A 19,919-nucleotide genomic window follows, 5' to 3' on the forward strand; every position below is an offset into this window, starting at 1 on the left:
TGCAGCCGACCAACGGTCGGCTCGGCATTCCCGTAGAGCCGGGCTCTGCCCGGCTGCGGCCACTGATACACCATCACCATCCAAGGCAGCCGACCAGAGGTCGGCTCTACCAATGTGACGCACCATCACCGTCCAATGCAGCCGACCAACGGTCGGCTCGGCATTCCCGTAGAGCCGGGCTCTGCCCGGCTGCGGTCGCCGATACACCATCACCATCCAAGGCAGCCGACCAGAGGTCGGCTCTACCAATGTGACGCGCCATCACCGTCCAATGCAGCCGACCAACGGTCGGCTCTACCCGGAGCGCGGGGGTTACCAACCGAATGTCGCTGTGGCCATCACGCTGCGGCCGCTGCCGTAATAGCACGAGGACACGCCGGTGCAGGTGGAGACAAAGCGCTTGTCGGCCAGGTTGCTCGCATTCAGCGCCAACTGCACGCGGGTGCTGCCGAGCTGGCCCAGGTCGTAACGGATCGCCGCATCGAACAGGGTGTACGACGGAATCCGGTACAGGTTGGCGCTGTCGCCGTAGCTGGTCCCGTTGTACCGCGCCCCGGCCGCCAGACTCAGCCCGGCCAGCGCGCCGCCCTGGAAGGTGTAGTCGGCCCAGAACGATGCGGTGTAGTCCGGCACCATCGCCAGCTGCTTGCCCCGGTATGGCGCTGAACGGGTCATCTCCGAATCCATGCGCGATGCCGCGCCGATCAGGCTGAAGCCGTCGAACGGGGTGATGCGGCCTTCCAGCTCGATGCCGCGCACGCGCCCCTCATCGCCCTGGATGGAGCAGGTCGCGGTGCCGGTGGCGCCGCAGTTGCGATGGCTGGCAATTGGATCGTCGACGATCATGTTCTGCTGCCGCAGGTCATACACCGACAGCGTGACCAGGCCATCGACGGTTGCCGGCTGGTACTTCACCCCCGCTTCCCACTGCGAACCGGTCACCGGCTCGAACGCGGTATGCGTGAAGCTGTCCAGCGGCGACTTGGTCGAGGGCTGGAAGGACTCGGCATAACTGACGTACGGCGTCAGGCCGTTCTCGAACACATACAGCACCCCTGCGCGGCCGGTGAACGCTTCGCTTTTGATCACGTTGCGTCCGCCCGGCTGGGAAATGCCGGTAGCGATGTTGCGGTTGGCGCTGGTGGAGTCGTCCTTGGTCCAGTCGTAGCGGCCGCCCAGCGTGAGGCGCCAGTTGCCCAGCGCCATCTGGTCCTGCAGGTACACGCCGCTCTGGCGGTTGACGCCTTCGGTCGGCGTTTCGGTGGTGGCGGTCGGCGCGTAGGGGGAATACACCGGGTTGAAGATGTCGATCGGCCGCGGGCTGCTCATCGCGGTCCGCACGCCTTCCCAATCGGCCCGCTGCCAGTCCCAGCCGAGCAGCACGGTGTGGTCCACCGCGCCGGTGGCAAAGCGGGCCTGCAGGCGGGTATCGAAGGTGTCGCCATCGGAATCGCCGGTGCCCTGGACGCCACGGCGATTCTGCGTGCGGCCATCGGCATTGAGCGCGCCGAACGTGACCACGCCGCGATACAGCGAATCGACATGCGTGCGGCGGGCGCTCTGGGTCAGCGTGAGGTGGTCGTTGAACTGGTGCTCGAACATCCAGCCGGCCGTCCACAGCGTGCGATTGAAGGTGTTCCAGTCGGGCTCGCCAATGAAGGTGCTGTTCTTCATGTGCCCGTAGGGCGTGGCATTGAGCGTGCCGGCCATCGGCAGGAACTGGTAGGTCGAGCCACCGTCGTCCTTCTGGTACAGGCCGAGCAGGGTCAGGCGCGTGCGCTCGGCGATCTGCCAGGTGTAGCTGGGTGCCAGGAACCAGTGCTCCTGCGCGGTGTGTTTGATCTGGGTATCGCCATCGCGGTACAGGCCGACCAGGCGCACCAGATGATCGTTGTCCGCGCTGCCGGTGCCCACGTCGAACGCGGCGCTGTATTGGCCGTTGGCATCCAGCCCAAGGCGCAGCTGCTGCGTCTGGTCGGGGGTGGGCGTCTTGCTGACCTGGTTGACCATGCCGCCCGGAGCCACCTGGCCGTACATCACGGCCGACGGGCCCTTGAGCACTTCCACGCGCTCCAGGTTCCAGCTGTCGAACATGCTGCGGTTCCACTGGCTGCCCTGCGGCGCGCGCATGCCGTCGAGGGTGACGTTGTTGGCCCAGCTGCCGGCGTCGAAGCCACGGATGCGGAAGTCATCCACGCGGTTGTCGATACCGCTGCTTTCCAGGCTGACACCGGCCACATAACGCATCGCATCGTTGAGCGACTGCACGCCACGCGCATCCAGTTCGGCGCGCTCGATCACCGACACCGACTGCGGCGTCTCGGCGATGGAGGTGCTGGTCTTGGTGGCGCCGCTGGTGCTGTTCGCCGCGCGGTACGCATTGACGCGCACGGCGTCGAGATCGGTGGCGGTCTGCGCCAGCGCCGCCGTGGCGGGCAGGCAGGCGAGCAGGCAGGCGAGGGCAAGCAGGTCGGGGCGCAGCCTGCGGGACGGGACGGAGGTGTGGGACATGGACGGAACTCGGGACACGGAAGGGGGCGCAGGCGCTGGCCATACGCACACGGCCTGCGGCCGCCACCAGCGTCGATACCGTCACCAGATGGCGCGGTTGCCCTGCCATTTTAGAAGGTTGGGAAACATATGCAATTGCGACCCATTCGCACATGCGGAGCGGGCATGGGGCTGTTTGTTCCATATGCATCGACATGCGCCGTTATTCGCACTCATTGTTCTGCGCATCGCGGTAAAACTCACTTGCGCCTCGCAAAGAGAGGCCTACAATGCGCCCACACCCTGAACACGCCGCCATGAACTCGATGCCGCTCCTGACGTTTTTTACCCAGACCCGCGAAAGCGCGGGACGGGCGCGTCTGCCCTGCGGCTCATCAGGCGGCTGACCGGTTTCCGGTCACCTGAAGACCCCAGACAGAGCGCCCACCGGGCGCTCTTTTCGTTTCCGCACTACCACCCGATCCAACCAACCGATTCAAAGGAGAACGTGCCATGCACCAGATCGCCGATCCCCAAACCTGGCCGCACGCCCGTTAGCCAACGGCGGCGTGCGGCTTCCCGATGTTGGCGACGAGAGCACAGACCATGAACACCACAACCCATTCCCTCTCCCATTGGCGCAACCTGGGCATCATTGCCCACATCGACGCCGGCAAAACCACGCTCACCGAACGCCTGCTGTGGAAAACCGGCGAGATCCGCCGCGTTGGCGAGGTCCATGATGGCGCCGCCACCACCGACTTCTCGGCGATCGAGCGCGAGCGCGGCATCACCATCGGCGCGGCCGCCGTGCAGGCGCACTGGTCGCCACGCGGCGAGGGCGACCATCGCCTGACCCTGATCGACACACCCGGCCATATCGATTTCGCGATCGAAGTGGAGCGTTCGCTGCGTGTGCTTGACGGTGCCGTGGCCGTGTTCTCCGCCGTGGATGGCGTGCAGCCGCAGTCCGAGACCGTGTGGCACCAGGCGCGCCGTCACGGTGTGCCGCTGATTGCGTTCGTCAACAAGATGGACCGCATCGGCGCCTCCTTCGAGCGCGTGCTGGCGCAGCTGCAGGACAAGCTGCAGGCACGTCCGTGGGCGATTGGCTGGCCGCTTGGCGTGGAAGGCCAGTTCCACGGCTGGGTGGACTTCATCGCCCGCGAGACGGTCGAATGGGACGACACCGGTACGCCCGTGCGCACCGCCTGGAATGCCGAACAGGCCGCGCAATGGCTGCCGCGCCGGCTGCAGTTGATCGAAGCGGTGGCCGACCACGACGACGCGCTTGGTGAAGCCTGGCTGGAAGGGCGCGAGGTTGACGATGTGCAGCTGCGTGCGGCGTTGCGCCGGGCCACCCTGGCCGGTGCCGGCGTGCCGGTGCTGGCCGGTGCGGCATTCAAGAGCAAGGGCATCGACACACTGCTGGATGCGGTCGTCGACTTCCTGCCGTCGCCGTTGGATCGCCCGCCGGTCGTGGCACTGCGCGGCGATAGCGAGGTGCTGTTGCCGCCGGACCCGAACGGCCCGTTGGCGGCGCTGCTGTTCAAGATCACCCACCAGAACCACGGTGCGTTGAGCTTCATCCGGCTGTACTCGGGCACCGTGAAGGTGGGCGATACCGTAGCCAGTTCGCAGCATGCGCAGGGGCGGCGGATCAGCCGGCTGGTGCGCGTGCAGGCCGACCAGACCCACGACATCAAGGAGGCCGTGGCGGGCGACATCGTGGCGGTGATCGGCTGGAAGGATGCGGTGAGCGGTGAAACGCTCAGCGCCCCGTCCGCGCCGTTGCTGCTCGATGCCATCCAGGCCCAGCACGCGGTGCTGGCATGGCGGTTGAACGCGGACAAGGCAGCCGATCTGATCCGGATGAGCCAGGGCCTGGCGAGCCTGGCCCAGGAGGACCCTTCGTTCCGCGTCTCCACCGATGCGGTGACCGGGGAAACCCTGATCTGGGGCATGGGCGAGCTGCACCTGGAGGTGATGGTCGAACGGCTGCGCAGCGAGTGGAATGTGCCGGTGCGAACCGGCGCGCCACGCGTGGCGTACCAGGAGACCCCGGCACAGGCGGTGCTGGCCGTGGAAGGCAAGGTCGCCAAGCAGACCGGTGGCCAGGGCCAGTTCGCCCGGGTGCTGATCGACGTGGCGCCCACCGACGGCGGCGAGATCCGTTTCATCGACCGCACGGTCGGCGGCGTGATCCCGAAGGCGTTCGTGACGGCCGTGGAGAAGGGCATCCGTGCGGCGCTCGAGGAGGGTCCGCGTGGCCATCCGGTGGTTGGGCTCGATGTGACCCTCACCGACGGCCAGACCCATGCCAAGGACTCCTCGGAAATGGCGTTCCATCGTGCCGGCAGCGAGGCGATCAAAGCGGCACTGGTGAAGGCGGGCACGCGCCTGCTGGAACCGGTGATGGAGGTGGCCATCCACGCCCCGTCGGCCAACGTCGGCGACGTGGTGGGCGACCTCAACCGCCGCAGCGGGCGGGTGGCGTCGATCGAGGATCACGGCGCCCAGGTCGAGGTGCTGGGCTATGCGCCGCTGGCCAAGCTGTCCGGCTACACCACGGCCCTGCGCTCGCTGACCCAGGGGCGCGCTTCCAGCGACATGCGCTTCAATGGCTACGAGGAAGTGCAGGTCGCGTAGGTCGACATCGCGTCGTACAGGAGAGGAGGCCGGGCAACCGGCCTCCTTTTTTTGCAGGCGGCCCGCCTTTGCCGCGTCGGGCGGTGTCGGGCAGGACCACGCCCCGGATCGGGGCGCGCGGATACAATGCCCGTCCAACGTCCTGGAGTCTTCGATGAGCAGCGCGCATTTCTATCCGATCGGGACCCCCGGCCAGCCGTGGGGCGACGCCGAGCGTGCCGCCTGGCGTGCGCGCCAGCAGCCCCAGCGCAGCTATCACGACGATGTGGTGGCGGCTCTGGAACGTATCGGTGACCGGGTCGAGATCGTCCAGTACGGGCAGCTGGACTACCCGCCGGATCATTACCCGTTGTTTGCTGCCGTCAGCAGCGACTGGGACCCGGCCCTGCCGTCGGCGCTGATCACCGGGGGCGTGCATGGCTATGAGACCAGCGGCGTGCATGGCGCGCTGCTGTTCCTGGAACAGAAGGCGGCCGACTATGCCGGGCGCATCAACCTGCTGGTGGCGCCGTGCGTCAGCCCGTGGGGCTATGAGCGCATCCAGCGCTGGAACCCGGATGCACTGGACACCAACCGCGCCTTCCGCCCCGGCGACACCGCCGAGGAAGCCGGTGCGCTGATGCGCTGGATCGCCGCGCGTGGCGACACCCTGCTGGTCCACGTGGATCTGCACGAAACCACCGACAGCGACGCCAACGAGTTCGACCCGGCACTGGCCTCGCGCGATGGCAAGGTGTTGGTGCCGGAGACCATTCCTGACGGGTTCTACGTGATCGGCAACAGCGAGAACCCCGAGCCGGCGTTCCAGCGGGCGCTGATCGCAGCGGTGGAAAAGATCACCCATATCGCCCAGGCCGATGCCAATGGCAATCTGGTCGGCATGCCGCTGCAATCCCCCGGCGTGGTGTGGGGTCCCTCGCGGTCGATCGGCGCCTGCGCCGGCTTCACCGATGCGCGCTTTGCCACCACCACCGAGGTCTACCCGGACAGCCCGTTGACCACCCCGGCGCAGTGCAACGACGCGCAGGTGGCCGCAGTGTGCGCGGCCCTGGATTTTGCGCTGGCACAGCGCTGACGCAGGCCGCGAGCGGCAGCAGCAGCGGCCCCCGCAGTTTTACCGAGCGGGGGCAGGTGGAACTACGGTAGTGGGGCAGGGGAGGGACCGTTACGGTGGGCTGGACGCCAGCGCCTACGTCCTGGCGCCCCTCTGGAGACCGGTATGTCCACGCCTGCCCGCACCCCCGATGTTCTGCCCCGCCCGGACTTCCATTTCCCCGGCGAGGTGGGGCGCACCTATCTGGATTCGGACCCCGCGCAGTTTCCGCAGCCGGTGACGGCCCCCGAAGGTGCGCCGAACATCCTGTTGATCCTGATCGATGACGCCGGGTTCGGCCAATTCAGCACCTTCGGCGGCGCCGTGCCGTCGCCGACGATGGACACACTGGCCGCCGAGGGCCTGCGCTTCAACCGGTTCCACACCACGGCCCTGTGCAGCCCCACGCGGGCGGCGCTGATCACCGGGCGCAACCATCACTCCACGTCGTTTGCGGGCATCACCGAACTGGCCACCGGCTATGACGGCTACACCTGCATCCTGCCGCGCAGTTGCGGCACCATCGGTGAGGTGCTGCGCCAGAACGGCTACATGACCGCGTGGATCGGCAAGAACCACAACACGCCCACCTGGGAGACCAGTCCGGCCGGTCCCTTCGACCGCTGGCCCAACGGCATGGGCTTCGACTACTTCTACGGGTTCATGGGCGGGGACATGAATCACTGGAACCCCATCCTGTACCAGAACCGCGACCTGGTCGCGGCGTCCACCGATCCGGATTACCACCTCACCACCGATCTGGCCGACAAGGCCATCGACTGGGTGCGGCGCGCCAAGGCGATCGCCCCGGACCGTCCCTATTTCCTGTACGTGGCGACCGGTGCCACGCACGCACCCCATCACACCCCGGTCGACTGGATCGAGAAGTTCAAGGGCCAGTTCGACGAAGGCTGGGATGCCTATCGCGAGAAGACCCTCGCGCGCCAGAAAACGCTGGGCGTGGTGCCGGCCGACACCGCGCTTACCGAGCGCTCCAAGGGCCTGCCGGCATGGGACACGCTCAACGACGAGCAGAAGCGGCTGTACGCCCGCATGATGGAAGTGTTCGCCGCCTACGGCGCGCATTGCGACCACGAGATGGGCCGCGTGGTCGAGGCCTGCCGCGCGTTGCCCGATGCCGACAACACCCTGATCGTCTTCATCGCCGGCGACAACGGCTCCAGCGCCGAAGGAGGGCTGGAAGGCTCGCTGTGCGAGAACCTGTTCTTCAACGGCTTCTCGGAGAAGTGGCAGGACAACATCAAGGCCATCGACGAGCTGGGCGGGCCGAAGCACTTCAATCACTTCCCGTCGGCGTGGGCGCACGCCATGAATACGCCGTTCCAGTGGACCAAGCAGGTGGCCAGCCACTTCGGCGGCACCCGCAATCCGCTGATCATGTCCTGGCCGGCACGCATCAAGGACAAGGGCGGGCTGCGCGATGCCTTCCTGCATACCATCGACCTGGTGCCCACGCTGTACGACCTGTGCGGCATTTCCGCGCCGTCAATGCTCAACGGCATCGCCCAGAAACCCATTGAAGGCGCCAGCTTCGCGCATGTATTCGATGATGCCGGCGCGCCCGGGCCGCGCAAGACGCAGTACTTCGAGCTGGGCTGCAACCGCGGGCTCTATAACGACGGCTGGATGGCCTCGGCGCCGTCCTTTGTTCCCTGGGACCCCAACCGGCAGGAATGGGATCCGGACAAGGCCGTGTGGGAGCTGTACAACGTGGCCGAGGATTTCTCCCAGGCCAACGACCTGGCCGCCGCGCACCCGGACAAGCTCCGCGAGCTCCAGGACCTGTGGTGGGTGGAGGCGGCCAAGTACAGCGTGCTGCCGCTCGACTGGCGCGCCACCATCCGCATGAACGCCGAACTGATGGGCCGCCCCAGTCTGATCGGCCATCGCAGGAAGATGACGTACTACCCGGGCGTTACCGGCCTGCCGGATGCCGCATCGCCGCCGATGTGCAACAAATCATGGACGATCACCGCACAGATCGACGTGCCGGCCGAGAACGCCAACGGCATGATCGTTACCCACGGCGGCCTGGAGGGTGGGTACGGCCTGTACCTGCGCGACGGCAGGCCCACCTTCGTCTACAACTTCCTGAGCATCGACCGGCCCACGTTCACCGCGAAGGATCCGCTGCCCGCCGGCACCACCACGCTGACGGTGGACTTCACGTACGACGGCGGCGGTATGGGCAAGGGCGGCACGTTCACCCTCAGCGCCAATGGCGCCGTGGTGGCCGGGGGCAGGGTGGAGCGCACCATTCCGATCCAGTTCTCGCTGGGCGAGGGGCTGGACATCGGCTGCGACGTCGGCTCGCCGATCGACTTCACCTACACGCTGCCGTTCGCGTTCACCGGGCGTGTCGATCACGTCACGATAGAACTGGGCGAACTGGCCATTCCCCCCTCGGGTTAGCGACGTCGGCATGACCGCCCGCTCCCGTTGGCAGCGGGAGCGGGGTAGGTTGATCCGTTCATCCAGGCCATGAGGCGAGCATGTTCAGCAAAGAAGCCGCGATCCAACTGGTCGAATGGTCCGCGCTTGGCATCGAGCTGCTGGCCATCGCCCTGATCCTGGGCACCATTCTGGTGTCCACGGCGGTCTACCTGGTTGCATTGGCCGCGCAGCACAAGGACCGTGCCGAGAGCTACGAGCAGTATCGCCGTCGGTTGGGGCGTGCGCTGCTGCTTGGCCTGGAGATTCTGGTGGCCGCCGATATCGTGCGAACGGTCGCGCTGGACAGCACCATGCGGGCGATCCTGTCGTTGGGCCTGCTGGTCATCATCCGCACGTTCCTGAGCTGGTCGGTGGTGCTGGAGGTGGAAGGGTTCTGGCCGTGGAACCGGCCCAAGGCGCCGCGTGAGGCGCCGCCGTAGCGGCGGATGAGGGCGGTCGGCTATCGTACGCCCACTTCCCACATTGCCCAGCCAGCGCCGACGCATGCACGCGACTCCCGTGATCGCCCGAAACAAGACGTGGTTGAACCTCCTGGCAGTGTGCGCCACGCTCCTGGTTGCGGGATGCGCGGGCAAGCCTGCCCCGGCGAAAGACCTGGGGGCGGAGATGGATGAGGTTGCCGCAACGCTGATCGCGCAGCCCTTGCTTCATTCGACCTCTATCGGCGTCGTGTATCAGGGCAAGGAGTACATCCGGCACCGCGGCAACATGGAAGCAGGGAAGACAGCCCCGCCAACCGATGCCACCCTTTATGAGATTGGCTCGTTGAGCAAGACGCTGGCCGGCACGTTGATGGCCAAGGCCGTCCTGGAGCGCAAGGTCGCGCTGGACGACGATGTGCGTCTGTATCTCGACGGGGTCTATCCAAACCTGCAGTACAAAGGCGAGCCCATCCGCATCCGCCATCTGCTGTCGCACACGAGCGGTCTGCCCAACATGTTGCCGGAGCGCGCGAACACGGTGCTCGCCGCGTTCACCGACCACAGCACGCCAGGCGAGCTCAATGCCATCTACGCGCGCTACGGAAAGGCTGAATTTTTCAATGACCTGCACACCGTCGAGATTCCCCGTGGGCCCGGCAAGGAATACGCGTACTCAAGTGCCGGGACGGAACTGGCGGCGCACATTCTGGAACACGTCTACAAGAGCGATTACGAGTCACTCCTGCGTGGATTTCTTCGTGATTCGGCGGGAATGACAGGCGTCAGACTCCGATTGGGCGACGCCGACGCGCGGCAGCTTGCGGTCGGGTACCACAGCGACAACCCCGTGGCGACGAGCCCGATGCCGCAACTTCCCTGGGGCGCATCCGGAAACGTGAAGGCGACGCTGCCGGATATGGTGAAGTACCTCAGATTCCAGCTGGCCGGTGGGCCTGTCGTCACGGAATCGCATCGCGCGCTCGTCCAGTTGGACCCCGAGTTCAGCATCGGCTACTTCTGGAACATCGTCGACGGCGATCGTTTGAAGGGCCGTTACTTTGCGCATCATGGCGGCGTGCCGCGATCTCAGTGCTACGTGTACATCCTGCCCAAGTACGACCTTGGGATATTCGTCATCACCAACCAGAGCGGCGACCAGACCGCGCGCGCGATGGAGGCGGCTATTGATACGCTGGTCGAGTGGATCGCTGCACGGGAAAAGGCCGCTGGCCTGTCCCGTTGAGGGGTACGGCGGCCTGGTGCAGCAGGCCGAACATCACGGGCGTCTGCGTGACGCGTCACGGTCGTGCGATGGCAAACTCCCCGCCGCTTGACGAGGGTGCGAAACGGAGGCGCGCGTGATCAACCGGTGCGCAAGCACATGGTTTACCGTGCCGCGCGCCGGGGAGGCCGGATGGCGGATCTCGCGCAGCAGCATGTCGATGGCGGTGTCGGCCATGTCCGCCACCGGTTGATGCACCGTCGTGAGTTCCGGCCACACCATCGTCGACGCGGAGGTGTCGTCGAACCCCACCACCGAAAGGTCGCCCGGCACCACCAGGCCGCGACGATGCGCCACCGACACCACGGCCGACGCCATGTCATCGTTGCTGGCGAAGATCGCACTGGGCGGCGCGTCCACGTTCAACAGCCGTTCGGCGGCCTCCAGTCCGGAGCGGTACGTGAAGTAGCCGGGCTGGACGAGTGCGTCGTCGTAGCCGATGCCGGCGTCGGCCAGCGCATCCCGATAGCCCTGCCAGCGGTGCGCACTGGCGGTCTGGTTCGGGTCGCCCTTGATGTAGCCGATGCGGGTATGTCCGTGGGCGATCAGGTGCGACACCACGTCGTGGCTTGCCTGGCGGTCGTCGATGCGCACGCAGGACAGCCTGTCGCTGAAATGGCTGGACGCGATGGACACCACTGCGACACCCGCGGCAAGGAATTCGTCGACGATGGCCGTGGACTCACATAGGGGTGGCGGCAGGATCACGCCGGCCACGCTGCTGGAAAGCTGCCGTGCTGCGTGGCGGCGTGCCTGGGCCCCGAGGTCATCCCACGTGGCGATCACCAGCTGCGCCGCGGCACGGGTGGAGCCGCGCAGCGCGCCCACCAGGAGCTCGCGCAGGTAGCTGGCGCTTGGATTGGTATAGATCAGCGCGATGCAGGTGTGTTGCGCCGCGGCCAGGGCGCTCGCCGCGAGGTTGGGGCGGTAGTCCAGTTCGCGCACGCTGCGCATGACGCGCTCGCGGTTGCTTTCGCGCACGCCGGCATGGCCGTGGATCACGCGTGACACGGTCATCGCAGAGACCCCGGCGTGCGCCGCAACGTCGTCGATGGTAACCGCGCTTGCCTTGCGGCGGACCGCTCTCTGGCTGTTCTTCACGGCATGGGTTCCTTTGCTGCGCTGCATGATGACAAGCGCAACCCTGGATGATTAGTCTGCGCCCGTGACGTGATGGTAGCGCTACCACTCGGCCGGAGTAAGGCCAGCAGGTACCCCCCCTTTACCACGCGGCTGTTCTGGCAAGCCTGCAAGCGAGTTGGCGTCGCAGTGAGCGCAATGCGCACTGCGATGTTCGGTGTGGAAGACGGGCATCGCCCGTACGTGCCCCCAGGAGGGGCGGTACATCCATTCGATCGTATGTCAGAGGGGAGAGTCATGAGCGCTGCTGCTTTCCGTCGTACCCCAGGCCGGAGGGCTCGTTCATGAGCCGGACGCTGGCGAAGTTCACATCCAGGGCCATGTTTACCTTTGTAGGCGGCGTTCTGGTCATCAATCCCGCATTCGCGCAGGACACGCCAACGCCTGCGCCCAGCGCGCAGTCGCAGGCACAGCCAAGCCCGACGCAGCTGGATGCCGTGCAGGTCACCGGCATCCGCAACAGCCTCAGCCAGGCGATGGACATCAAGCGCGACTCGGCCGGCGTGGTGGATGCGATCAGTGCCGAGGACATCGGCAAGTTCCCCGACACCAACCTGGCCGAGTCCCTGCAACGCATCACCGGCATCTCCATCGAACGCCGTGACGGTGAGGGCGCCCAGGTCACGGCGCGCGGCTTTGGCCCGCAGTTCAACATGGTGACGCTCAACGGTCGCCAGATGCCCGGTGCCGACGCCTTCGGTGCGGCAGGGCAGGTCGCGATCGGCGGTGTCGACGGCGGCACCCGCGCGTTCAACTTCGCCCAGCTTGCCGCAGAAGCGATCAATGGCATCGAGGTCTACAAGACCAGCCAGGCGAACGTGCCCAGTGGTGGTATCGGCGCCACCATCAACATTCTGACGTCGCGACCGTTCGACCATGAAGGCGTGGTCGCCAGTGCCGGCGCCAAAGTCGTCTCCGACAGGAGCCAGCCGTTCGACAACGACCTGACCCCGGAACTGTCCGGCATCTTCAGCTACACCAACCCCGACAGGACCCTCGGTGTCGGCGTGAGTGCGAGCTACCAGAAGCGCAAGGGCGGCTCCGTACAGGCCACCGACAACTACTGGAACATACAGCCGTGGACCGGCACGATGCCCGGCAACCCGACCGTGGTCAACGCCCCGGCGATCGGTGCGCTGTACGGGCGCCCCAACGACCTGCGCTATGCGTTCTCCGAGTTCGAGCGTGAGCGCATCAACGGCCAGGCCGTGCTGCAGTTCGCGCCGACAGATGCGGTGACGCTGACCCTGGACTACACCTATTCGACCAACGAGATCACCGAGAATCGTGGCGAACAGGGCATGTGGCTGCAGAACAGCAACTACACCGACGTCACCTTCGACACCAGCGGGGCGGTTGCCACGCCGATCTACATCCGTGAGATCGCGGGCACCAAGGACTTCGGCCTCGAGCAGCAGCGCAGCATGCAGAAGTACAAGCTGGGTTCGCTGGGCCTGAACGCGGTGTGGAATGTCACCGACCGCTTCAAGCTCAGCTTCGATGCGCACGACTCGAAGAACGAAAGCCGCCCGAACGATCCGCTGACCGGCGGCGGCTCCATCTTCAGCAGCATCGCCGGCACCAACAACTGCACCACCGGGCCGCATTGCGGTGGGTCCTGGGTGCAGGAAATGATCTTCAACAACGGCCTGCCGGTGGGCACCCAGGTCTGGTACCCGAGCACGGCCGACGCCATCGCCAAGACCAACGGCGTGGTCAACCCCGGTTTCGTGCCGGGCGAGATCGGCTCGCAGGTGCTGCGCATCAATTCGCAGACCCAGGTCAGCGAGATCAAGCAGGGCCGCGTCGACGGCGAGTGGAGCTTCGACAAGGGCCGCTTCCAGTTTGGCGTGGACTCCAGCAAGCAGACCACCCACCGGATCCAGGCCGCGGAGAACTACAACACCCTGGGCGACTGGGGTGTGGCCAACGTTGACGGGGACGTCGCAAACGGGTTGATGGACCTGCTGCAGCCGGTCAACATCGTCGGGCTGTTCAAGGACTACAGTGCCAACAGTTTCACTGCCTGGCGCGGCGATGCCGGCCGCATCGCGCAGTGGGCGGCAGACAACTATGGCGCCAGCCTGGGAGTCAGTCCGCAGCTCGCGGCCGACAACCGGGTCGAGGAGAAGACCCGGTCGGCCTATTTCCAGGTCGAGCTGGACGGCGATCTGGGCGGCCTGCGCACCAACACGCGGCTGGGGGTGCGCTATGAAACCACCGACGTGGTGTCGACCTCGATCATCGCCATTCCGGAAGCCATCCAGTGGCAGTCCAACAACGACTTCCGCGTGCTGTTGTCCGATGAGCAGCAGCCCTTCACCGAGAAGACGAGCTACAACTACGTTCTGCCCAACCTGGACTTCAGCATCGACCTGCTGGACGACCTGAAGGGCCGCGTGTCGTTCGGCAAGAGCATCGCCCGCGCGCCGATCGGCAATCTGTACGCGGGTCCGACGGCGCAGCAGCCGTTCGGTTCGGTGCTGATCGACCCGTCCTCGCGGGCCAGCGGCACCGCGCAGAACCCGGCCCTGAAGCCCCTGGAATCGGACAACCTGGACCTGGCGCTGGAATGGTACTTCGCCGATGCCAGCTATGTGTCGGTGACGTTCTGGAACAAGCAGGTCGACAACTTCGTCGGCAACACCGTCGTGCAGGAAAATCTGTACGGCCTGCGCGACCCGAGCTCCGGGCCGGATGCGCAGGCGGCGCTGGCGTTCCTGACCAGTGGGGCCTGCATCGCGCAGGTCGGGGCGGCAAATGCGGCAGCCTGCTCGGCCAACGACACCTCGCTGTTCACTGCGCTGGCCCTGCTGCGCAACAACCCCGCCGGGCTGGGTGCCTACAACGGCACCGACGCCCAGGTGCTGGCCACCGAAGCTGCCTACGATCTGTACGGAACGGCCGCCGACCCGCTGTACCAGTTCAACGTCAACCGCCCCATCAACCAGAACAAATCCAAGCTGCACGGCTGGGAGCTGGGGGGGCAGTACTTCTTCGGCGACACCGGGTTTGGCGTCCTCGCCAACTACACCATCGTCAATGGCGATGTGGGGTTCAACAACGGCGGCGATCCGGGCATCGACCAGTTCTCGCTGACTGGACTCAGCGACACGGCCAATGCGATGCTGATGTACGAGAAGTACGGCTGGTCGGTCCGCCTGGCGTGGAACTGGCGTGACCAGTATCTGATCCTGGCCAACCAGGGGGCAAGCCGGAATCCGTACTACGTGGAAGCGTACGAGCAGTGGGATCTCAGCGTGAACTACCAGCTGGATGATCACTGGTCGTTCGGCCTGGAGGCGATCAACCTGACCGGTGAGGACGTTCGCTGGCGTTCGCGCACGTCGCAGATGATCGTGAAGCTGGCCGACCAGAGTCCGCGTTACATGCTTGGCGTGCGTTACAGGTTCTGAACCGTGAGGGTGCCGCTGCCTGCGCAGCGGCACCTGTTCCAGGCTCCTGATGGGATTGGACAACACCATGCCGCGTTACGAAATGCTCAACAACGTCGCCCACCGGGATCTGCGCGTGGCCACCGGTTTCGGCGCCGAGTTCGGTGACGCGGTGGGCATGGTGCCGGCCTACCCGAGCGAGTTCGCCGAGCTGCAGCGGGAATACCCCATTTTTCTCCGCAAGGACCCGGCGACGGGTGACTGGCAGTCCGTTGCGCTGCTGGGGTTCGAGCAGCACGAGAATCTGTTCCTGCACGACGGGCGCTGGAATGCGGCCTATCTGCCGGGGGCGGCGGCCAAGGGGCCGTTCCTCATCGGCTTCCAGGAGACCCGCATCGATGGCGCGCCTGCGCAGGAGGCGGTGCTGCACGTCGACCTCGATCACCCTCGGGTGAGTGCGCTGCAGGGTGAGCCGGTGTTCCTGCCGCAGGGGGGCAACAGCCCCTATCTGGACCATATCGCAGGTGTGCTGCGCGGCATCCACGAGGGCCATGCCGTTGGCGCACACATGTTTGCCATGCTCGAGACGTACGGGCTCATCCAGCCGGTCACGCTTGACTTGACCATCGACGCCGATCATCGGGTGGGCGTCAACGGCCTGCATGCGATCGACCGTGACCGCCTTGCGCAGCTGGAGGGTTCCGCGCTCGCCGCGCTCAACCGCGCCGGCTATCTGGAAGGCGCATATCTGATGCTGGCGTCGCTGCACAACATGCGGCGCCTGATCGCCGAGAAACAGCGGCGCCTGCGGATGCAGGGTGCCGCCGCGGCGGCAGGCAGGAACTGAGCCATGCCTGACGGCGTTGCCATGCGCGTACTCGACGGTCTTGCGCCCGATGCGCTCCCGCTGGCGGCACTGGTGGCCGCCGGCGAGCCGGTGGTGCTGCGTGGCATCGCGCGTGACTGGGAACTTGTGCAGGCCGGGCTGCGTTCCACACAGGAGGCGCTGGCCTATCTGCGCGGTTTCGATGCGGGGGTACCGGTCCCGTACTCCTTCGGCGGACCGGAGATTGACGGACGTCCGTTCTACAACGAGGACTTCACGCAGTTGAACGTGGAGGTCCGGCGCGGCTTGCTGACGCAGGTACTGGACGGGATTGCCGCGACCTTCGAGGACCCCCGGCCGCCGACTTACTATGTCGCCTCGCTGCTGATCGAGCGGGCGCTCCCCGGGTTCGCACTGGCCAACGATGCCGGCCTGGCGGGGCAGGGCATCGAGGCGTCGGCCAGCATCTGGATGGGTAACCGCGTAACGGCGTCGTGCCATTTCGACACGCCGGACAACCTCGCGTGCTGTGCCGTGGGCCGGCGCCGCTTCACGCTCTTTCCGCCGGAGCAGATCGACAACTTGTACCCCGGGCCGCTGGACCCCACGCCGGGTGGCCAGGTGATCAGCGTGGTGGATTTCGAGCGCCCGGATTTCGCGCGCCATCCGCGCTTCCGTGATGCCCTCGCCAGCGCGCAGACGGCTGTGCTGGAGCCGGGTGATGCGATCTTCATCCCGAGCATGTGGTGGCACCACGTGCGCAGCCTGGAGCCGTTCAACGTGCTGGTGAATTACTGGTGGCGCAGCTCGCCGGGTTTCCTGTCCTCGCCGCTGCCGGCGCTCCAGCATGCGATGTGGGCGCTGCGCGATCTGCCTGCACGCGAGAAGCAGGCCTGGTCGGCGATCTTCGATTACTACGTATTCGGCCCGGGCGACCGCGCGGGGCAGCACCTGCCCGAGGCGGCGCGGGGTGAGCTGGCCCCGTTCGACGACACGCAGGCGCGGCGCACGCGCGCACAGCTGCTGGCTCGACTCAACCGCTGATGGGAGCATCGCATTGAACGTTGCGAACACAACACACGCACGGATCCGCAGGGTCGTCATCGCCGGTGGTGGTACGGCGGGTTGGCTGGCCGGGTGTGCGCTGTCCCACCAGTTCCGCGATCAGCTGGACATCACCCTGGTGGAGTCCGAGCAGATCGGTACGGTGGGCGTCGGCGAGTCGACCGTGCCACCCATCCGCGCCTTCCACCGTTTTCTGCAGATCGATGAACAGGAGTTCCTGCGCGCCGTTGCCGGCACGTTCAAGCTCTCGATCTCGTTCGAGAACTGGCGGCGGCCCGGGGATCGTTTCATCCATCCGTTCGGCACGATCGGGCAGGGAACCTGGGCAACACCGTTCCACCATTTCTGGCTGGACAGCCTGCGCCGCAGCATGCCGTCGGCGCTGGGCGATTTCTGCCTGGAGAGTGTCGCGTCACTTGGCGACCAGTTCTCGCTGGACACCCGGCCGCAGCTCAACTATGCGTACCACTTCGACGCCGGCCTCTATGCGAAGTTCCTTCGGCGCAGGGCCGAAGCGCACGGCCTGCGGCGGGTCGAGGGCAAGATCCGCGAAGTGCGGCAACATGCCGATGACGGCTCCGTTGCGTCACTGGTGCTGGAGGACGGGCAGGTCATCGAGGGCGACCTGTTCATCGACTGCACCGGCTTCCGCGGTCTGTTGACCGAACAGACCCTGCATACCGGCTACGAGGACTGGCATGAGTGGCTGCCCAGTGATCGCGCGGTGGCGGTGCAGACCGAGTCGGTCTCGCCGCCGGTTCCGTACACCCGCGCGATCGCACACGAGGCCGGCTGGCGGTGGCATATCGCGCTTCAGCACCGGGTCGGCTGCGGGCTGGTGTTCTCCAGCCGCCACATGTCCGATGACGAGGCGCAGGCCAAGCTGCTGCGTGACGTGGAGGGCCGGCCCCTGCGGGATCCCTGGCTGGTGCCGTTCCGTAGCGGGCGCCGGCTGAAGGCGTGGAACCGGAACGTGGTGGCGCTTGGGCTTGCCAGTGGCTTCATCGAGCCGCTGGAATCGACCAGCATCCACCTGACCATCAGTGCCGTGGTGCGCCTGGTCCAGTTGTTCCCGTTCGACGGCATCAGCCCGGCGCTGACGGCGCTGTACAACGACGTCAGCCGCCAGGAGATGGAGCATGTGCGGGATTTCATCATCCTGCACTACCACGCCAATCAGCGCGACGAGCCGATGTGGAAGGCGTGCCGCGAGATGCCGCTGCCCGAGTCGCTCGCGATGCGGCTGCGTGCCTGGCGCGAACGTGCACACGCCTGGCAGGACCCCGGCGAGCTGTTCCGTGTGGATTCCTGGACCAGCGTGCTGATGGGGCAGGGGATCCAGCCGGGTCCGCCGCACCCGCTGGCACGTGCCATCAATGACGCGGACCTGCGCACGCTGTTGGCGCGGATCCGCCAGCCGGTGCAGCAGGCGGTGGCGACGATGCCGTCGCAGGCCGCCTTCATCGAGCGCTACTGCAAGGCCGCGCAGGACGTATGGCCACGGGCGTCGGCACTGACGTAACGCAGCGGCTTGCTGTTGTTTGGAAATGGTAGCGCTAACTTCAATCACGGGCGGGAGTGCAGTACATGGATCTGGTGGCCGGAATCGACGCAGGGACGCAGAGTCTGAAGATCGTGGTGTACGACCCTGCCGGGCGTCGGCTCGTTGCCAGCACCAGCTCGCCGCTGGACCTGACGTCCGCGGCCGATGGCAGCCGTGAGCAGCAGCCGGCCGACTGGGTTGCCGCACTTCATGCCTGCTTCCATGCGATTGAACCCAAGGTGCGCTCGCGCATCACCGCATTGGCGGTGTCGGGCCAACAGCACGGATTCGTCGCGGTCGACGCGGCAGGGGAGGTGCTGGCACCGGCCAAACTCTGGTGCGACACCAGCACGCAGGCCGAGTGCGTGCAGATCATGGACGCGGTGGGCGGCGCAGCGCGCAGTATCGCGCTGGCAGGCAACCCGGTCCTCACCGGGTACACCGCGTCCAAGCTGCCGTGGACGAAGACCCACCGGCCCGAGGCCTACGCGCGGCTTGCCACCATCCTGCTGCCGCACGACTACCTCAATTTCGTGTTGACCGGCGAGCGCTTCTGCGAGTGCGGGGATGCGTCCGGCACGGGCTGGCTGGACGTGCGCACCCGCACCTGGTCAGCTGACCTGCTGCGTGCGACCGATCCCGGGCGGGACCTTGCCGCGTGCCTGCCGCGCATCGCCGCACCCGAGGAGATGCTGGACATCGACCCGGCCATCGCGGCGGCACTGGGGCTGCGCGCGACGGTGAAGGTGGCCGTTGGCGGCGGCGACAACATGATGGCCGCGATCGGTACCGGCTGCGTCGTACCCGGCCGCCTGGCGATGAGCCTGGGCACCTCGGGCACCCTGTTCGCCTACTCGGACACGCCCGTGGTCGACCCGGACGGGAAATGGGCCGCGTTCTGCTCGTCCACCGGCGGCTGGCTGCCGCTGATCTGCACAATGAACTGCACGGTGGTGACCGAACAGGTCGCCGATGCGTTCGGCTTCAGCACCCGGTATGCCGACGGGCACCTGCGCGCTACATCGCCCGGTGCCGACGGCCTGGTGATGCTGCCCTTCCTCAATGGCGAGCGTACGCCGGACCTGCCGCTGGGCAAGGGAGTCCTGGCGGGCATGGACACGACCAACATGACCCCGGCGCACTTCTACCGTGCGGCCGTCGAAGGGGCGACGTACAGCCTGAAGGTTGGCTACGACGCGTTTGTCGGCGCGGGCATGCAGTTCGAACGCATCGTGCTGACCGGCGGCGGCAGCAACAGCGCGCAGTGGCGTCAACTGGTGGCCGATGTCTTCGGCCTTCCGGTGGACGTGCCGACCCAATCCGAGGGCGCGGCGTTCGGTGCGGCATTGCAGGCCCTGTGGGCGCTGGGCCACGCGCGCGGGGAGGCCGCGACCATCGCTGAGATCGCCGACCGGCACGTTGCGCTCGATCCGTTGCAGTCCGCCCACCCGGACCCGGCGCGTACGCGCGCCTATGCCGCCGCCTACGCCAGTTTCGTGCGCCATCTCGATGCCATCACGCCGCTGTATCGCGGTTGAT

Annotated in this window: 12 protein-coding genes; 10 read left to right on the plus strand and 2 right to left on the minus strand. The window is 66.5% G+C overall.

Annotation, left to right across the window (positions count from 1 at the left end; genetic code table 11):
• Positions 1-312: 312 nt before the first annotated feature.
• Positions 313-2,511 (minus strand): TonB-dependent siderophore receptor, encoded by a 2,199-nt coding sequence (locus ACLB90_RS19465; RefSeq protein ID WP_411850990.1) that lies wholly within the window; start codon positions 2,509-2,511, stop codon positions 313-315.
• A gap of 585 nt (positions 2,512-3,096) precedes the next feature.
• Between ACLB90_RS19465 and fusA the strand changes: the two genes are divergently transcribed.
• The 5 genes from fusA to ACLB90_RS19490 all read left to right on the plus strand — a co-directional run bounded on the left by fusA (position 3,097) and on the right by ACLB90_RS19490 (position 10,372).
• Positions 3,097-5,139, plus strand: coding sequence for an elongation factor G (fusA, locus tag ACLB90_RS19470; RefSeq protein ID WP_411850991.1), 2,043 nt, complete (start codon positions 3,097-3,099; stop codon positions 5,137-5,139).
• A gap of 154 nt (positions 5,140-5,293) precedes the next feature.
• Entirely contained in the window at positions 5,294-6,214 is a 921-nt protein-coding gene (locus ACLB90_RS19475) for a M14 family metallocarboxypeptidase (protein WP_411850992.1), read from the plus strand.
• A 144-nt stretch (positions 6,215-6,358) separates the two neighbouring features.
• A complete protein-coding gene (locus ACLB90_RS19480) occupies positions 6,359-8,665 on the plus strand; it encodes an arylsulfatase (protein ID WP_411850993.1) in 2,307 nt (768 codons plus the stop codon).
• Positions 8,666-8,745: 80 nt separating this feature from the next.
• The gene (locus ACLB90_RS19485; protein WP_411850994.1) at positions 8,746-9,126 is read left to right on the plus strand and encodes a DUF1622 domain-containing protein; all 381 of its coding nucleotides are present in this window, start codon (positions 8,746-8,748) and stop codon (positions 9,124-9,126) included.
• Positions 9,127-9,205: 79 nt separating this feature from the next.
• On the plus strand, positions 9,206-10,372 hold the full coding sequence (locus ACLB90_RS19490; RefSeq protein WP_411850995.1) for a serine hydrolase domain-containing protein: 1,167 nt from the start codon (positions 9,206-9,208) through the stop codon (positions 10,370-10,372).
• 33 nt (positions 10,373-10,405) lie between these two features.
• On the opposite strand, the gene ACLB90_RS19495 is transcribed toward ACLB90_RS19490, so the two are convergent.
• Positions 10,406-11,512 carry a LacI family DNA-binding transcriptional regulator gene (locus tag ACLB90_RS19495; protein ID WP_411850996.1) on the minus strand — a complete coding sequence of 369 codons (1,107 nt, stop codon included), beginning with the start codon at positions 11,510-11,512 and terminating at the stop codon, positions 10,406-10,408.
• A 323-nt stretch (positions 11,513-11,835) separates the two neighbouring features.
• Between ACLB90_RS19495 and ACLB90_RS19500 the strand changes: the two genes are divergently transcribed.
• The 5 genes from ACLB90_RS19500 (at position 11,836) to xylB (ending at position 19,918) form a co-directional block, all read left to right on the plus strand.
• The gene (locus ACLB90_RS19500; protein WP_411850997.1) at positions 11,836-14,967 is read left to right on the plus strand and encodes a TonB-dependent receptor; all 3,132 of its coding nucleotides are present in this window, start codon (positions 11,836-11,838) and stop codon (positions 14,965-14,967) included.
• A gap of 67 nt (positions 14,968-15,034) precedes the next feature.
• Positions 15,035-15,793 (plus strand): SapC family protein, encoded by a 759-nt coding sequence (locus ACLB90_RS19505; protein ID WP_411850998.1) that lies wholly within the window; start codon positions 15,035-15,037, stop codon positions 15,791-15,793.
• A 3-nt stretch (positions 15,794-15,796) separates the two neighbouring features.
• Positions 15,797-16,816, plus strand: coding sequence for a cupin-like domain-containing protein (locus tag ACLB90_RS19510; protein WP_411850999.1), 1,020 nt, complete (start codon positions 15,797-15,799; stop codon positions 16,814-16,816).
• Between the two features lie 13 nt (positions 16,817-16,829).
• Positions 16,830-18,359 carry a tryptophan halogenase family protein gene (locus ACLB90_RS19515; protein WP_411851000.1) on the plus strand — a complete coding sequence of 510 codons (1,530 nt, stop codon included), beginning with the start codon at positions 16,830-16,832 and terminating at the stop codon, positions 18,357-18,359.
• Between the two features lie 65 nt (positions 18,360-18,424).
• Complete coding sequence (gene xylB, locus ACLB90_RS19520) at positions 18,425-19,918, plus strand: xylulokinase (RefSeq protein ID WP_411851001.1); 1,494 nt, start codon at positions 18,425-18,427, stop codon at positions 19,916-19,918.
• Position 19,919: the final 1 nt, after the last annotated feature.

This window comes from Stenotrophomonas sp. LGBM10, assembly GCF_046736075.1.
Classification (GTDB): domain Bacteria; phylum Pseudomonadota; class Gammaproteobacteria; order Xanthomonadales; family Xanthomonadaceae; genus Stenotrophomonas.

Coding starts and splice junctions, on each gene's coding strand:
- ACLB90_RS19480 (WP_411850993.1), top strand. CDS start 6,359: ATGTCCACGCCTGCCCGCACCCCCGATGTTCTGCCCCGCCCGGACTTC.
- ACLB90_RS19500 (WP_411850997.1), top strand. CDS start 11,836: ATGAGCCGGACGCTGGCGAAGTTCACATCCAGGGCCATGTTTACCTTT.
- xylB (WP_411851001.1), top strand. CDS start 18,425: ATGGATCTGGTGGCCGGAATCGACGCAGGGACGCAGAGTCTGAAGATC.
- ACLB90_RS19510 (WP_411850999.1), top strand. CDS start 15,797: ATGCCTGACGGCGTTGCCATGCGCGTACTCGACGGTCTTGCGCCCGAT.
- ACLB90_RS19485 (WP_411850994.1), top strand. CDS start 8,746: ATGTTCAGCAAAGAAGCCGCGATCCAACTGGTCGAATGGTCCGCGCTT.
- ACLB90_RS19505 (WP_411850998.1), top strand. CDS start 15,035: ATGCCGCGTTACGAAATGCTCAACAACGTCGCCCACCGGGATCTGCGC.
- ACLB90_RS19465 (WP_411850990.1), bottom strand. CDS start 2,511: ATGTCCCACACCTCCGTCCCGTCCCGCAGGCTGCGCCCCGACCTGCTT.
- fusA (WP_411850991.1), top strand. CDS start 3,097: ATGAACACCACAACCCATTCCCTCTCCCATTGGCGCAACCTGGGCATC.
- ACLB90_RS19475 (WP_411850992.1), top strand. CDS start 5,294: ATGAGCAGCGCGCATTTCTATCCGATCGGGACCCCCGGCCAGCCGTGG.